Source organism: Synechococcus sp. UW69 (genome assembly GCF_900474185.1).
GTDB lineage: Bacteria > Cyanobacteriota > Cyanobacteriia > PCC-6307 > Cyanobiaceae > Parasynechococcus.
The window spans coordinates 608,704-622,214 of sequence record NZ_UCNW01000009.1; the positions used below are offsets into that span (position 1 = coordinate 608,704).

Annotated in this window: 14 protein-coding genes and 1 tRNA gene; 5 read left to right on the forward strand and 10 right to left on the reverse strand. The window is 61.7% G+C overall.

Going from position 1 to position 13,511, the window contains the following annotated elements; translation table 11 throughout:
- The first annotated feature begins 131 nt into the window (after positions 1-131).
- Positions 132-1,523, forward strand: coding sequence for a phosphoglucosamine mutase (gene glmM, locus DXY29_RS10645; protein ID WP_115024963.1), 1,392 nt, complete (start codon positions 132-134; stop codon positions 1,521-1,523).
- Here the strand turns inward: glmM and DXY29_RS10650 are convergent.
- From DXY29_RS10650 to DXY29_RS10665, 4 genes are read right to left on the reverse strand one after another with little or no spacing between them, the layout of a single operon-like run.
- Positions 1,510-2,463 carry a BadF/BadG/BcrA/BcrD ATPase family protein gene (locus DXY29_RS10650; protein WP_115024964.1) on the reverse strand — a complete coding sequence of 318 codons (954 nt, stop codon included), beginning with the start codon at positions 2,461-2,463 and terminating at the stop codon, positions 1,510-1,512. The genes glmM and DXY29_RS10650 overlap by 14 nt on opposite strands.
- Positions 2,460-3,773, reverse strand: coding sequence for an IctB family putative bicarbonate transporter (locus DXY29_RS10655; protein ID WP_115024965.1), 1,314 nt, complete (start codon positions 3,771-3,773; stop codon positions 2,460-2,462). Before DXY29_RS10655 ends, DXY29_RS10650 begins: the two co-directional genes overlap by 4 nt.
- 23 nt (positions 3,774-3,796) lie before the next feature.
- Positions 3,797-4,486: a tRNA (guanosine(46)-N7)-methyltransferase TrmB gene (trmB, locus tag DXY29_RS10660; protein WP_115024966.1), complete on the reverse strand. Its 690-nt coding sequence runs from the start codon at positions 4,484-4,486 to the stop codon at positions 3,797-3,799.
- A gap of 24 nt (positions 4,487-4,510) precedes the next feature.
- Entirely contained in the window at positions 4,511-5,806 is a 1,296-nt protein-coding gene (locus DXY29_RS10665; protein ID WP_115024967.1) for an FIST N-terminal domain-containing protein, read from the reverse strand.
- 69 nt (positions 5,807-5,875) lie between these two features.
- Between DXY29_RS10665 and DXY29_RS10670 the strand changes: the two genes are divergently transcribed.
- Complete coding sequence (locus tag DXY29_RS10670) at positions 5,876-6,487, forward strand: DUF3177 family protein (protein ID WP_115024968.1); 612 nt, start codon at positions 5,876-5,878, stop codon at positions 6,485-6,487.
- Positions 6,487-6,780: a hypothetical protein gene (locus tag DXY29_RS10675; RefSeq protein WP_115024969.1), complete on the forward strand. Its 294-nt coding sequence runs from the start codon at positions 6,487-6,489 to the stop codon at positions 6,778-6,780. Before DXY29_RS10670 ends, DXY29_RS10675 begins: the two co-directional genes overlap by 1 nt.
- Here the strand turns inward: DXY29_RS10675 and ileS are convergent.
- Both ileS and DXY29_RS10685 read right to left on the reverse strand, forming a co-directional pair.
- Entirely contained in the window at positions 6,765-9,689 is a 2,925-nt protein-coding gene (gene ileS / locus DXY29_RS10680; RefSeq protein ID WP_115024970.1) for an isoleucine--tRNA ligase, read from the reverse strand. The genes DXY29_RS10675 and ileS overlap by 16 nt on opposite strands.
- Positions 9,690-9,716: 27 nt before the next feature.
- On the reverse strand, positions 9,717-10,235 hold the full coding sequence (locus DXY29_RS10685) for a Ycf66 family protein (RefSeq protein WP_115024971.1): 519 nt from the start codon (positions 10,233-10,235) through the stop codon (positions 9,717-9,719).
- Between the two features lie 54 nt (positions 10,236-10,289).
- On the opposite strand from DXY29_RS10685, the gene DXY29_RS10690 reads away from it, so the two are divergent.
- A tRNA-Leu gene (locus tag DXY29_RS10690) sits at positions 10,290-10,371 on the forward strand.
- Positions 10,372-10,425: 54 nt separating this feature from the next.
- Positions 10,426-11,457, forward strand: a complete 1,032-nt coding sequence (gene crtR / locus DXY29_RS10695) for a beta-carotene hydroxylase (RefSeq protein WP_115024972.1) — start codon at positions 10,426-10,428, stop codon at positions 11,455-11,457.
- Positions 11,458-11,464: 7 nt separating this feature from the next.
- On the opposite strand, the gene gatC is transcribed toward crtR, so the two are convergent.
- From gatC to DXY29_RS10715, 4 genes are read right to left on the reverse strand one after another with little or no spacing between them, the layout of a single operon-like run.
- The gene (gatC, locus tag DXY29_RS10700) at positions 11,465-11,758 is read right to left on the reverse strand and encodes an Asp-tRNA(Asn)/Glu-tRNA(Gln) amidotransferase subunit GatC (RefSeq protein WP_115024973.1); all 294 of its coding nucleotides are present in this window, start codon (positions 11,756-11,758) and stop codon (positions 11,465-11,467) included.
- Entirely contained in the window at positions 11,755-12,543 is a 789-nt protein-coding gene (locus DXY29_RS10705) for a creatininase family protein (protein ID WP_115024974.1), read from the reverse strand. Before DXY29_RS10705 ends, gatC begins: the two co-directional genes overlap by 4 nt.
- 43 nt (positions 12,544-12,586) lie before the next feature.
- Positions 12,587-12,730 carry a hypothetical protein gene (locus DXY29_RS13560; RefSeq protein WP_170952198.1) on the reverse strand — a complete coding sequence of 48 codons (144 nt, stop codon included), beginning with the start codon at positions 12,728-12,730 and terminating at the stop codon, positions 12,587-12,589.
- A 41-nt stretch (positions 12,731-12,771) separates the two neighbouring features.
- The gene (locus DXY29_RS10715) at positions 12,772-13,503 is read right to left on the reverse strand and encodes a queuosine precursor transporter (RefSeq protein WP_115024976.1); all 732 of its coding nucleotides are present in this window, start codon (positions 13,501-13,503) and stop codon (positions 12,772-12,774) included.
- Positions 13,504-13,511: the final 8 nt, after the last annotated feature.

The following is a 13,511-nucleotide window of genomic DNA, read 5'->3' on the forward strand; positions in this document are numbered from 1 at the left end:
TTCTGATGATCTTGACGGGAATGGCGACCGTTTCATCGACTGAGGGCAGATGAGGGCAGAGCTGCACCTGTCACGTTCCTGGGAAGCAGCGTTAGAAGCGCTTCGTATGGTGCTGTCCACGATTGAGACCCATGGTTCATACGGCGTGTTCCCCGATTGGCCCGGCTCTCGGTGACGCTGCGCCGGGGTTTGGAACCGATGGGATCCGTGGGCTTGCTGGCACCGTTCTGACGCCGGCCTTGTGCCTTCAGGTCGGCTACTGGGTTGGTCGGGTTCTGCAGGCGGAAGGCCCTGTTCTGATCGGGATGGATTCCCGGACGAGCGGCAGCATGGTGGTGTCTGCCCTGACAGCCGGTTTGACGGCGGCCGGCCGCGATGTGTGGACTTTGGGCCTTTGTCCGACACCGGCGGTTCCTCTGCTGATTCGCCAGCTCGGTGCCGCCGGTGGCTTGATGGTGTCCGCAAGCCACAACCCCCCTGCGGACAACGGAATCAAAGTCTTTGGAGCTGATGGCGCCAAGCTCAGCGCCCAGCGTCAGGCTCAAGTGGAAGCAGGTCTGAAGGGGCAACTCCCGATGGCCGAGGGTGCTTTTCGCTGCGGCGTTGCGCGATCAAGCGCCGACCTTCTGGATGGGTACCGCGAGGTCTTGCAGCAATCGGTGGCTGAACGCCGTCTCGACGGCGTTCCCATCGTTCTTGACCTTTGCTGGGGCTCCGCGACAGCCTGCGGCGAGGATGCGTTTCGTGCCTTGGGGGCTGATCTCACCGTGCTTCACGGTGAACCCGATGGCTCCCGCATCAACGTTGGCTGTGGATCCACCCATTTGGAACCTCTGCAGCGGGCTGTGATCGAGCGCGGTGCGGCGATGGGATTTGCTTTTGACGGTGATGCCGATCGGATGCTGGCAGTTGATGGCCGCGGATCCATCATCGATGGAGACCACGTGCTTTTCCTCTGGGGGTCAGTGCTGCAGGACCAGCAGGCGCTGCCCGATCAGCGATTGGTGGCGACCGTGATGTCGAACCTCGGCTTCGAGCGGGCCTGGCAGCAGCGGGGCGGCACTTTGGACCGCACTCCGGTGGGCGATCAGCATGTGCATGCAGCGATGGTGGCCAGTGGCGCTGCCCTCGGTGGCGAGCAATCCGGTCACATTCTTTCGGCCTCCCACGGGCTATGTGGCGATGGTGTTCTGACCGCTGTGCAGCTGGCCACCCTGTGTCATGCCCAGGGCATCACCCTCAGCGATTGGTTGGACCGCAGTTTTCAGGCCTACCCCCAGAAATTGGTCAATGTGCGGGTGATGGATCGTGCGCGACGCAAGAACTGGAGCGAGTGCACGGCTCTCACCGACGCCATTGCCACGGCGGAGCAGTCGATGGGAGAGAGCGGTCGCATTCTGGTGCGAGCTAGCGGTACGGAGCCGGTGCTGCGGGTGATGGTGGAAGCCGAGCAGTCAGAAGCTGTTGAGCAATGGACAGGGCATCTTGCTGCTGTTGCCGAAGACCATCTCAACGTGGCCTGACGGTCAAGTCCTGCGCCATCAGCAGAGCGCCATCGCAGGCATCACCCTTGGCCTCACCCCAGCGGGCAACGGGTATCGACTGACGCATGGTCTGCTGCACGGCTGTGCGGAAACCCATGAGATGGGTGATGGCTCCCCCCTGGCAGACCACCAGGGGGGAGCACAGCGAAAGCTGCTGCGCCACGGTGCTGATGCAGTTTGAGAGGGCTGCTGCTGATCGCTGCACGATCTCCTCCGCGCCCGAGCAGCCCTGGGATGCCGCCTCTACTACCAGCGGAGCCAAGGCCGCGAAGTCCGCCGTGCCGAAGTCGTTCTGTACCACCCGGGCTTTCACCGCTGCGTGGCTGTCGCATCCCATCTGATTCCAGATCTGCAGGCGCAGTGGATGGTCGGGCAGGCGCCCATCGGCCATGCGCAGGGTCAGTTGCAATCCCTGGTGGCCGAGGTCAAAGGCTGAGCCGGCTCCATCGAGCAGCCATCCCCAGCCGCCACAGCGGTGTTCATGGCCGTCCTCGCCTCTGCCCAGCACGATCATTCCCGTGCCGCTGATCGCCAGGATTCCTGCACCTTCAGGAATTGCACCTCGCAACGCCGTGCGTTCGTCTCCGGTGACCAGCACCTTGCCCAGTCTTGAGCCATCACTGATGGCCAGGGCATGACCCACCAATGCTTCGGCGCGCTGCTGCAACCTTGTGCCTTGTTCGATGCCGCTGGCTCCGACAACGGCTGCCTGGATCACGCCAGTGGGGTGATCTTTGAGGGCGTGCTGTGCACTTGTGCGGATCGCTTCGAGAAAACGTTGCTCACCCAGAGGGGCATCCAAATGACTGACGCCGGGCCCCTCGCCCTCACCAACAGGCTGAAGCAAGCCGTCCTTAACGAGGCTGAGGCGGCAGCGTGTGTGGGTCTGTCCGGCATCGAATCCTGCGAGCAGCGTCATGATTTTCCGGGTCGACTCACCAGGGTGGCCAGGGCAAACCAGCCGATCAGTTGCACTTCGGGGCGGAAGAAGATCGTGTCGGTGCTGCCCTGCATCAGCAGGCCAGCGATGGCAGCAAGGCTGGCGATGGCCGCCAACGCGCTTGGCCCGTCTGTTTTGAGCTGCTTCAGGCCCTGCCTCAGGCTGCTGACGAGCAATCCCAGGCAGGCCAATAGCCCAGGGATGCCGGTTTCCACCAGGATTTCCAAAGGAACGGAGTAGGCACTGAGGGCGTTGAACTTTGGCTGTTGATAAAGGGGGTAGATGCTGTTGAAGGCTGCATTGCCAGGGCCGATGCCAAGCCAGGGACGGTCTTGCACCATCTGGATGGCCGCCATCCAGACGTTGATGCGGAAATTGTTGGAACTATCGCCTCGTCCTGCCAGCAGGCTTGAGATGCGCGTGCGGATGGGATCGATCTGGGTGGCCGCCACCACAAGACAAGCGGCCCCAACAACCAAGACTGCTAGGGGGACGAGACGTCTCCAGAACGGAGGCCAGTGGCGGGTCCAGCGCAGCAGCAACAACAGCAGCAGCACGGCGACGGCAGCCACCATTCCCAGCCAGCCCCCTCGGCTGTAGGTGAACAGCGTGGCTGTTCCTGCGAGCACCAATGTGGTGCCAGCAAACAGCTGGGCTCCTACTCCACGCCACCGCACCAGAGCGATCGCCGCGAAGGGGATCAGTGGCAGCAGATACCCCGCCAGGAGATTGGGGTTTCCCAGGGGGCCATAGATCCGAATGGTGCCGGCGCTGACCGAATTTGGATCCGCCCAGCCCGCCAGTTCCTCGCTTGAGACATAGAGCTGACGCAAGGCGAGAACACTGCTGAGCAGGCCGCCACTCAGCAGTCCGGCGACCAGCCGGTCCCACCATCGTTCATTGCTCAGCAGCAGTTTGCAGAGCAAGGCATAGACGCCCAGGTAGCTGAGCAGTTTGATCAGGCCTTTGCTGGCAGCGATCGGAACAGGCGAAAAACCCGTCGCCACAATCGCGATGGCGAGAAAGAGCATCAGCCAAAGCGAGATGGCCCCGATGCGGCGTGGCGGGCTGCAAAGGCACCAGAGCAGCCATAGGGCGCCGCAGGCTGCAATCACCAGGGCCAATCCCGTGCGTGTAAACACGGGAAGACCACTGAGCAGCACCAGCAGCAGCAGCCCCGCCAGTCCTTCTAGGCGTTTCAGCACCGCCTGATCCGGTGATATCAGCCCCTGCCAGCGCGCCAACAGCGGACCACCGCTCGCCGCCTGGGTTGCATCCGCAGAGGCCATCGTGGGGGTCAGGTGGTGAGTGCTTACGCCGGATTATCGATCTCCTGCCAACGCTGTTCCAGATCTGACACGGAAGGAAGCGGACTCTGGTTCCTGCGGTACAGCACCCGGTAGACGGGGAGGCTCTGTTCGAGCACGTAGCGCTCCCGTTCCGTGGGAACAGGAAGTGGGTTCTCGCTTCGCCAGGGACGCTGATCCTCGGCCGGCCGGTCAAAGCAGGCGCTGAGTTCCGTGAGAGCCACCATCGGCTCAATGACTTCCAGAACATCGCTCTGAAGAAACAGTTCACGGCCGGGCTGGAGGGCCGTCGCGATGGCGAGGAGCAGCGCCGGTTGCAAGACCCGTCGCTTGCGGTGCCGCCTTTTGAACCAGGGATCGGGAAACTGGATCGAGACCCGTTGCAGCCGGTCCTGCTCCAGGGCCTTCATCCAGCCTTCCAGACTGATGTTGGCGTTGCAGAACAGGATCCGGACATTGCCGTGCTCCGAGGCAAGCGCATCACAATCGGCGGAAGTCACCAGGGGTCGGCGGATTTCAACGCCGAGATGGTTCCAGTGGGGATCACGTTCGGCCAGACCCAGCAGGCATCTCCCACGGGCGCAACCGATGTCGAGGTGGATCGGTTGATCAGGAACCCGGAATAGCTCCTCAGGTTGTGGAAGTTGCAGCGGCAGCTGAAAGAAGCGACTGAGGGGATTGACGTGCTGACGCAAGGTTTCGAGGCGGTGCGATCTCGCTCAACTGAGATTGTCAGAGCCACTGCCAGAGGAGCTGTCGGGGTCCTGACGCAGCAAGCCCCAGCAGGCGGTGTAGCCGTGCAGATGCGTCGTTCCGCCAATGGGCCCAATCTCACCGTTGCAGAACGCTCCTGCCACGGGAAGCTCCGGCATGAGTTGGCGCGCCAGGCTGATGTCGCCATCGGCACGACCGAACAGTCCCTTGCCTCGTCCCAAGCAGGCCATCAGCAGCCCGAAGTGGACCGTGTCGCCTGGATCAGCCGTGGCTGTCTTCAGCAACCCAAGGGCCTCGTCCTGAGATGCGGTGGCTTCACGGAGATGGAATTGCACGTTTTGGCCGGCGCGCACTCGCTCTGCAACGGCCACGGCGCCGTTGCTGGGATCCACACCAATCAGGTTGCGCATGAGGAATGCACTTGCTTCTGAAGTTGCTCCGTCGGAATTCAGTCGCAGGTTGCTGCGTTCCACGCCGAGGAATAGTGAGTGACGCACTAGCTCGCGCTCCTGTTCGCTGAGGTCGGCTAGGACCCGCTGCAGGCAGGCGATGGGGCTGGCTTTGTTGCCGCCATCATTCAGTTCCAACAGCACGTTGCGCTGCACCTGCTCGATCGAGAACACCGGGCCAATGGGACGACAGCCTTGCGCCACCACTGTTTCGAGTCGCCAGCGACCCCCGATCGAACAGACCACTGCGCCTGTGAGGATGCGGTCATCCAGCAGCAGTGATCCGTGCGGACTGTTATGGGGCGCTGCGATCCCGCCAATCTTCTCGGCATCCGGGTAGGCATAGTCCAGCCCGCTGATCAGATCGTTGATGCCACTGCTGGTGGGGTCGATCAGGAGGATCTGGCTCCGGGAATCCTCCGGTGTGATGTCGACCCAGTCCTGCCATCGTTGGGCCGCTCCATCAAGATCAGGCAGTTTTTCTGTGCTGAGGTGGCGGGTTGTGATGGATGCCCCCGGCAGGGAGAGCAATGTCACGCTCAAGGCCGGTGTCTGCTCCAGTTCCGAGGCACTACCGTCGCCGCGGGTGCCCACCACGCCTCCACCTGTGCATCCGATCCAATGCTTCGCGCTGATTTGGGCGCGAAGCATCGGCAGTAACCGAGGTAAGTCGGTGGCATAACCGGTTGAGGTGAAGACGAGTGCGAGATCGGCTTCGCCCCTGGGTCGACCCAGTTGCGCGACCACGTCCCGCACCGCTTCGTCCAGAGACGCTTTGGCAGAAAGCCCTGATCGGCAACTGACTTCAGTGCCCCCGGATCGGAACCAGCTGAACGGTGCAAACGGTGCCATGAAGCGGACCCTATCAACCCTGGAGCTCAGCTCGGGACGTTGATAATGGCGAGACTGTGACAGTCCTCAGTGAACGAGCTCACGTACCGCGCTCTGGTGTGGCTGACCTATCGCTTGGCCGCCACCTTTGCTGTTGGTGTGCCTTTGGTCTTGTTGATGTGGTCGGCATGGCGTCGCGAGCCGATGGTGCTTCGGCTTCTGGGCATCTACTGGAAGGTGGCCAGCCTGATGGCGATCAGCCTGCTGCTTCTCATGGATCAACGACCCCTGGGCTACGCCACTGCTGCTGTCGCTCCGGTCTTGATGGTGATCAGCCTGTGGTTCTGGGTTGACATCAATGAGGAGTTGGCCGATCAACCGTCCTGGCGTCCCCTGCCGTTGGCTGTGAAGGTTTGGCGTTGGGCGTTCAGTGGTTTTGGACTCCTCAGCCTGGTGATGAGCATCACAGGCTTGCGTTGCATGCAGCAGCTGGCGTTGCCCTCCTGCTTGACGTGGCTTGAGGCTCCCCAGGGCATCCATGGCCTGGCGGCCACGGTGTTCAATTTTTTATTCGGTGGTCAGTGGACTGAGGCCGTTGCCGCCTTTGTGGGATATGTCGCCCTGGTGGCCTACCTGGCCGGGCTGCTGCAGTGGTTGTTGGTACGCCTGCCCCGCTTCGGGCGTGTGGCGGGCGATTTCTGATGACGGATCAAGCGGTGGTTCAGGCTTTCGAGGAACGAACGCGTCTTGAGTCCCAGAGGGTCGTCCGACTTCGGGGGCAGGTGGGGGATGTGCCTTTTGAATTGCTGATTTTTCGTGGATTCAGCAGCAGCACAACCCATCCAACCGCCTTTGACCCTGATGCCCCTGTTCTCCCTGAGGGAACAAGCCTGGATCAGGCCGAGTTGCTTCAGGGGCCCTTATCGCCCACCCAGGAGGTTGTGCTGGCTGGACCGATGCCGCCGAACGACCTCTTGGTTCAGGCCAATTGGTGAGTTCGGCGTTCCAGGACGCCGACACAGCGTCCGCAGATGTGGGGGTGGTCTGGATGTTGACCCACATCCCCTTCGTAGTGCCAGCAGCGTTCGCATTTGATGCCCCGCGCTCGGCTCACCTCGATCAACGCGAGGTCGTCGTCTTGGCTGGCCAGCAGTTCGGCCCAGGGCTCGCCACCGATCTGCAGTTGTGAGACCAGCAGCCAGTCCCGCAGGCCGTCCACCTCTGCATCTCCCTCCTCATTGAGCCAGGAGAGAGCGGCCTGGAGCTCCGGGCGGCGGGCATCAATCCGCACGGATGCCTCAAGCGATGCGCCGAGTTCCTGACGGCCGCGGCAGTCTTCCAACACTTTGTTCACGGCAGCGCGCAGCTCCCGTAGCTGTTGAACCGGAGCGCTGAGGGCGCTATCGCGCCAGTCCGCTGGAACCGTGGGCCAGCCGCGGCGGAAGACCGAGGTCTCTTCGACTGGGTAGGGCAGGTTTTGCCAGATGTCTTCGGCCATATGGCACAGCACCGGAGCGATCAGCCCGGCCAGGCGTTCGATGATCAGGGCCATCACGGTCTGGCAGCTGCGCCGGCGCCGGTCCTGGGGGGCACTCACATAGAGCCTGTCCTTGGCGATGTCGAGGTAGAAGTTCGACAGATCGGTGACGCAGAAGTTCTGCAGCAGCTGGAAGAAACGGAAGAATTCGAAGTTTTCGAAGGCTTCTGTGATGTCATCCATCACCTCGGCTGTGCGCTGCAGCATCCAGCGGTCAAGCAACGGCAGTTCGGCCACGGGGATGGCGTCGGTTGCCGGATGGAAGTCGTGCAGGTTGCCGAGCAGGTAACGGCTGGTGTTGCGCACTTTGCGGTACACATCCGCCAGCTGGCGCAAAATCCCGGCTCCGATCGGCACATCGGCGGAGTAATCCACCGAGCTCACCCACAGCCGCAGAACATCGGCTCCATAGGGCGGTTCCTGCTTCTGGTTCTTCCCTCCCTCGATGATCACCATCGGGTCGACCACATTGCCGAGGGATTTGCTCATCTTGCGGCCCTTCTCATCAAGGGCGAAGCCATGGGTGAGCACCCGCTTGTAGGGCGCATGGCCATTGACGGCGACCGAGGTGAGCAGTGAGCTCTGGAACCAGCCCCTGTGTTGGTCGGATCCTTCCAGGTAGAGGTCGGCGGGATAGCTGAGGTTGTCGCGCTGACTGGCGACAGCGGCCCAGCTCGAGCCGGAGTCAAACCACACATCCATGGTGTCGGTGCCCTTCCGCCACTGATCGGCCTGGTCGGCATAGGAGGCCGGCAGCAAATCAGCTTCGTCTTTTTCCCACCAGACGTCGGCACCGTGTTCGGCGATCAGTCCTTCGATGTGAGCCAGGGTGTCGGCATTCAGCAGCACGTCACCGTTGCTGCGGTGATAGAAGACGGGAATCGGTACGCCCCAGGTGCGCTGCCGTGAGATGCACCAGTCGCCCCGCTCTTTCACCATCGATTCGATGCGGTTGCGACCTGAGGCGGGAGTCCACTCCACCTCAGCGATCGCATCGAGTGCCTGTTGACGGAACCCTTCCACGGAGGCGAACCACTGCTCAGTGGCCCGGAAGATCGTGGGTTTCTTGGTGCGCCAGTCGTAGGGGTAGCGGTGGCCATAGGCCTCCTGCTTGAGCAGGGCGCCTGCGGCATCAAGCGCCTCGATGATCGCGGCGTTGGCATCCTTGAGAACGTTCAGTCCCGCGAACGGCCCGGCCTCCTCGGTGAGGTTGCCGGCTTCGTCCACGGGGCAGAGCACCGGTAGGCCGTTCTTCTGGCCGGTGTGGAAGTCATCGACGCCATGACCAGGAGCGGTGTGCACGAGGCCCGTGCCCGATTCAGTGGTGATGTAGTCGCCGCCGATGACCACCGGACTGCTGCGATCAAGAAGAGGGTGGCGGTAGGTCAAACCAGCGAGCAGGGCGCCTTTGACCGTGGCGCGCCGGGTCAGCGGGCGTTCCAGGGTTGAGCTCAGCGAGGCAATCAAATCAGTCGCCACCAGCAACAGGCGGCCTGCGCCGTCGTCTGCAAGGGCGTAGTCGAGTCGTTCGTTCACGGACACCGCCAGGTTCGCCGGCAATGTCCAGGGCGTGGTGGTCCAGATGGCGACCTGCAGGGCTTTGCCCAGACCTTCTGTATCGGTTGGCAGCTCGATGCCATCAGCCCTGAGCGCATCCCGAAGGGACGCTGGCAGCTCCACCGCAGGGAAGGCGGCGTAGACGCTGGGGCTGGTGTGGCCGTCGGGGTACTCCAGTTCGGCCTCGGCCAACGCTGTGCGGGAGCTCGGACTCCAGTGCACCGGCTTCAGCCCTCGATAGATGTGCCCTTTGAGCACCATTTCGCCAAACACCCGGATCTGGGCGGATTCGTATTCCTTCTGCAGAGTCAGATAAGGCTGGTCCCAGTCGGCCCAGATTCCCCAGCGCTGGAAGCCTTTCATCTGGCCATCCACTTGCTTGCGGGCGTAGGCGGCTGCCTTTTTGCGCAGCTTGATCGGTGTCAGCGCCTTTCGCTGCTCCTGATCCATCGACTGCAGCACCTTGAGCTCGATCGGGAGACCGTGGCAGTCCCAGCCAGGGACGTAACGCACCCGCCGCCCGTTCAACACCTGATATTTGTTGATGACGTCCTTCAGCACCTTGTTGAGGGCATGGCCCATATGAAGAGCGCCGTTGGCGTAGGGCGGGCCATCGTGGAGAGTGAACGTTGGACCGCTGTTCTTGAGGCCCAGCTCGCCGTCGATTCCTTGGTTCTTCCAGAAGGACTGCAGTTCCGGTTCGCGTTGGACGGCATTGGCGCGCATGCCGAAACCCGTCTGCAGCAGGTTGAGCGTGTCTTTGTAGGAGGGACGTCCCTCGGCGGCGGCGTCGCGCTTCTCCTTGCTCACGGGGTCCCTGCTCTGGCCTCGGGATTATCAGTCCTCGCCCTCTGGGGATGTGGCATCCGCGGGGGGGACAGGCTCGGTGCTGGTCATTTCTGAACCAGCGTCATCGCTAGCGGCAGCGTTTTCAGGGGACTCGGGACGTACCCATTTTTTCTCGGTGACCCCTGATTTCCCAGTCGGCTTGAGTTGTTTGGCGATGCCGCTGATGCCTTCCCCAACGCGGCCTGTGGTGATGAGGAGCTGCCGAACGCTGGTGCGCCAGTGGTCGAGCGATTGAAAACGCTGCTGCTCTGTTTCGCTGAGAGTGTTCCACCGGGCTTGTCCGACCTCAGTGCCCAAGCGAGCGATCAATAAACCGGCGCAGAGAACGGCGAGCATCGGGGCTCCCCTCAGCCGGTCACTGCTGGTAACCAGCACGAGACCCAGTAGCAACACCACCGCTCCCCACACACCATCGCGCGGGCGACTGAGTTCAACGGCCAACAGGGGAAGCAGCAGGAGTGCAAGGCCAAGCAGGAGGCAGAAATCGCCGCTTAGGGTCGCAAGCATCCGTGTTGATGCGGACTGCTCCCATTCTGGGGCGATCTCTAAAGTTGGCGCATTGCCCACCTGGCGGAATTGGTAGACGCGCTGGTTTTAGGTACCAGTGGCTTCGGTCGTGGGGGTTCAAGTCCCCCGGTGGGCATTCCTTTCCCTACGGTGGTTCGGGAACGTTCCAGACTTGTTGCCTGTCCTCCGGATGCATCAGAGCACTGCTCAACAACAGCAGCCTCGTCCGGTTGGAGTGGCTTACCGCTCGGTACCCCGCGAATTTGTTGACCCGCCTGCCTTTTGGAATCCCACCGTTGGGTTGTTCCTCGGGGGGTATGCGCTGGCCGCTTTAACCGTCTGGGGTTGGTTTGTGGCGGCTTGGCCCTTGCAGGTGCTTCTTTGCACCGGGTTTCTCGCGCTGCACCTGGAAGGAACGGTGATACATGACGCCTGCCATAACGCGGCCCACCCCAATCGATGGGTGAATCAAGCCATGGGTCATGGCTCAGCGCTGCTACTCGGGTTCAGTTTCCCCGTCTTCACTCGGGTGCACCTGGAGCATCACGCCCATGTCAATGATCCGAAGAACGATCCCGATCACATCGTCAGTACGTTTGGACCGCTCTGGCTGATCGCACCAAGATTTTTTTACCACGAGTGGTTTTTCTTTCAGCGACGCCTCTGGCGGCGCTGGGAGTTGATGCAGTGGGGGTTGGAACGCAGCATTTTTGTGGTGATAGTCCTTGCTGCAGCGCGCTTTGACTTTCTGCCATTCATCTTCAACTGCTGGTTCGCGCCTGCCTTGATGGTCGGGGTGACCCTGGGTCTTTTCTTCGACTACCTCCCGCATCGGCCGTTCACGTCTCGCAACCGCTGGACGAATGCTCGGATCTACCCCGGCAGGCTGATGAACTGGCTGATCATGGGCCAGAACTACCACTTGGTTCATCACCTCTGGCCCTCAATTCCCTGGTTTGAGTACAAACCGGCCTATGAGGCCACCAAGCCTCTGCTCGATTCAAAAGGATCTCCCCAGCGGTTGGGCATTTTTGAGACCCGCAGGGATGGCTACAACTTCCTGTACGACATCCTCGTGGGTGTCCGAAGTCACAAGCGTCGCAGCGGAAAAATGAGGCGTGCTGCCCGGTTTATGCCCGGACGGGGGCTGCGACGTCACTGGCTTGGCTTTGTTGATCGCATTGCGATCAAAACGGAAGCCAAACGCTGGGTGTCCCGATAAGTCTGATTCAGTCGGCGAGGATCTTTGGAACCCTGAAGAAGTCCCCCTCCCTCTGGGGCGCCTGACTGAGAATCTCCTCCCGCACGGGTGTTGGCTGTACTCCATCCGCCCGGGTGACATTGGTCACTTCAACGGCTCTTGTGGTTTCCGGAACGCCGTTGGTGTCCACCTCTTGGAGCTGACCGACGTACTCGAGGATCGATTCGAGCTGATCGGTGTAGGTCGCAATTTTCTCCTCGGGCAGATCAAGGCGGGCCAGATGGGCCACCTTGCGGACGTCGTCGCTGGAAATCTGGCTCATGACTCGCCGAGGAACGTGCGCAGATCCTCGCTCAGCGCGGTGGCGGCTGTCTCCAGCAAGGCATCACCCTGCTGGGCAGTGGCCAAGGAGGGATGAGACCCCATGCGTCCATCGGGGTGACGGCGCCGGAAATCATCTGGTCCGTGAATCGGACCTGCCGGGGCGGGGTCGGGCAGTGGACGCTGCTTGCTCTGCAAACTGGGCTCCACAGCGAGGGTGACAGCGATTTCGCTCGGTGTGGCGTGATGCCCTTCTTTGTCGCCATAGAGATCGCGGGCCTGGCGCATCACGGGTCCGGCCATGAACCAGTTGGCCAGACGACAACGCAGTTGGGGGGCGACCGGAAGATTTCGGGTTGTGGCAGTGCCGTGGGCCTGGGCAAAAGCTGCTTTGGCTGTTGCAATGTTGCCGCCGTGGCCATTAATCACAAACACCCTTTCAAAGCCATGTCGCCCCAGGGACAACACCAGGTCATGCAGAACGGCCAGAAGTGTGGCTGGTTGCAAGCTCATCGTTCCAGCGAAGCCAAGGTGGTGTTCTGCCATGCCGAAGGCCTGGGCTGGGGTGACCAACACGCCGGTGCGACGGCCCACTTCGAGGGCGACTGCTTCTGCGGTGAGGGCATCGGTGCCGATGGCTCCAGTGGGACCGTGCTGCTCGGTGGATCCAAGGGGAATGATCACGCCTTTGCAGTCTTGGAGGTAGGTCTCAACCTCAGGCCAACTGCGCAGGGCCAGACGAATGGTGTCCGTGCTGTCGACAGGACCGGGAGTTGCAGCGGTCATTCAGGCTGAGCCAATGACCTGATGATCGCTCAATCCCAGCCGATCAGTGGGCGGTTCCGTTGCCGTCGTACTTGTCGGTGTTGTAGTAGCCACCGCGTGTCCCGAAAAACAGGCAGGCCAAAGGGAACAGCACGATGCTGCCAAGAAGCACAGTGCCGAGGTTGAAGCTGGAGGTGGCTGCGTCCATCAACTGGCCAGAATTGAGCTCAGCTTGGCGTGGATGCACCGCTAATGCATCGCTGACTTGGTTTCTGTTGTGAGTTCGCGTCCTTCTCCGGGAATGTCGAGCCACCCCCTCAGCCATGCCGTGAGCCAGATGAACGGCAGGGTGTCGCTCAGCGCCGCCAGCACCTTGAACAGGTAGCCGCTGCCGATGAAGCTGATCAGCTGCGGCAGCACGGACCGTTCCGGTTGCACAGGCAGCACATGGGCGCCGTAATGGCTGATCAGCACCACGGCACTGGTGTCCACCAGCTGACTCACCAAGGTGGAACCGTTGTTGCGCAGCCAGAGGGCTTTGCCTTTGGTGCGCTGTTTCCAGAAGTGGAAGAGCCGCACATCCACGAATTGCGCCGTGAGATAGGCCACCATCGAGGCGCCCACTGAACCGAAGCTGAGTTGCTGAATGGTGCGGAAGGTGCTGTCGTCGCTTCCGCTCATGGCTGGCAGCACCCCTCCCAGCCAGAGAATCAGCATCACCCAGCCGTTGAGCAGCAGCCCGACCCAGACCACTTGATTGGCTTTCTGCTCACCCCAGATTTCGCTGATCAGATCGGTGCAGAGGAAGGTGATCGGATAGGGCAGTGCGCCAACGGCTACCACGATCGGCCAGCCTCCAATGCTGCCAAGTTGAAGGAATCGGGTCAGCCCAAGGATGTTGAGCATGCCCAGGGTCCCCAGGAACAGGCCGGCCAGCAACAGAAACACCCCATCACGCCGTGCCTGGAGGTTGCTGTCCAAAGCCTGCA

What these genes read in the sequence shown, in the direction of transcription:
- DXY29_RS10705 (WP_115024974.1), bottom strand. Translation starts at nt 12,543, where the DNA reads ATGACCGCTGCAACTCCCGGTCCTGTCGACAGCACGGACACCATTCGT.
- crtR (WP_115024972.1), top strand. Translation starts at nt 10,426, where the DNA reads ATGCATCAGAGCACTGCTCAACAACAGCAGCCTCGTCCGGTTGGAGTG.
- DXY29_RS10665 (WP_115024967.1), bottom strand. Translation starts at nt 5,806, where the DNA reads ATGGCACCGTTTGCACCGTTCAGCTGGTTCCGATCCGGGGGCACTGAA.
- DXY29_RS10650 (WP_115024964.1), bottom strand. Translation starts at nt 2,463, where the DNA reads ATGACGCTGCTCGCAGGATTCGATGCCGGACAGACCCACACACGCTGC.
- DXY29_RS10675 (WP_115024969.1), top strand. Translation starts at nt 6,487, where the DNA reads ATGACGGATCAAGCGGTGGTTCAGGCTTTCGAGGAACGAACGCGTCTT.
- DXY29_RS13560 (WP_170952198.1), bottom strand. Translation starts at nt 12,730, where the DNA reads ATGGACGCAGCCACCTCCAGCTTCAACCTCGGCACTGTGCTTCTTGGC.
- DXY29_RS10685 (WP_115024971.1), bottom strand. Translation starts at nt 10,235, where the DNA reads ATGCTTGCGACCCTAAGCGGCGATTTCTGCCTCCTGCTTGGCCTTGCA.
- gatC (WP_115024973.1), bottom strand. Translation starts at nt 11,758, where the DNA reads ATGAGCCAGATTTCCAGCGACGACGTCCGCAAGGTGGCCCATCTGGCC.
- DXY29_RS10655 (WP_115024965.1), bottom strand. Translation starts at nt 3,773, where the DNA reads ATGGCCTCTGCGGATGCAACCCAGGCGGCGAGCGGTGGTCCGCTGTTG.
- glmM (WP_115024963.1), top strand. Translation starts at nt 132, where the DNA reads ATGGTTCATACGGCGTGTTCCCCGATTGGCCCGGCTCTCGGTGACGCT.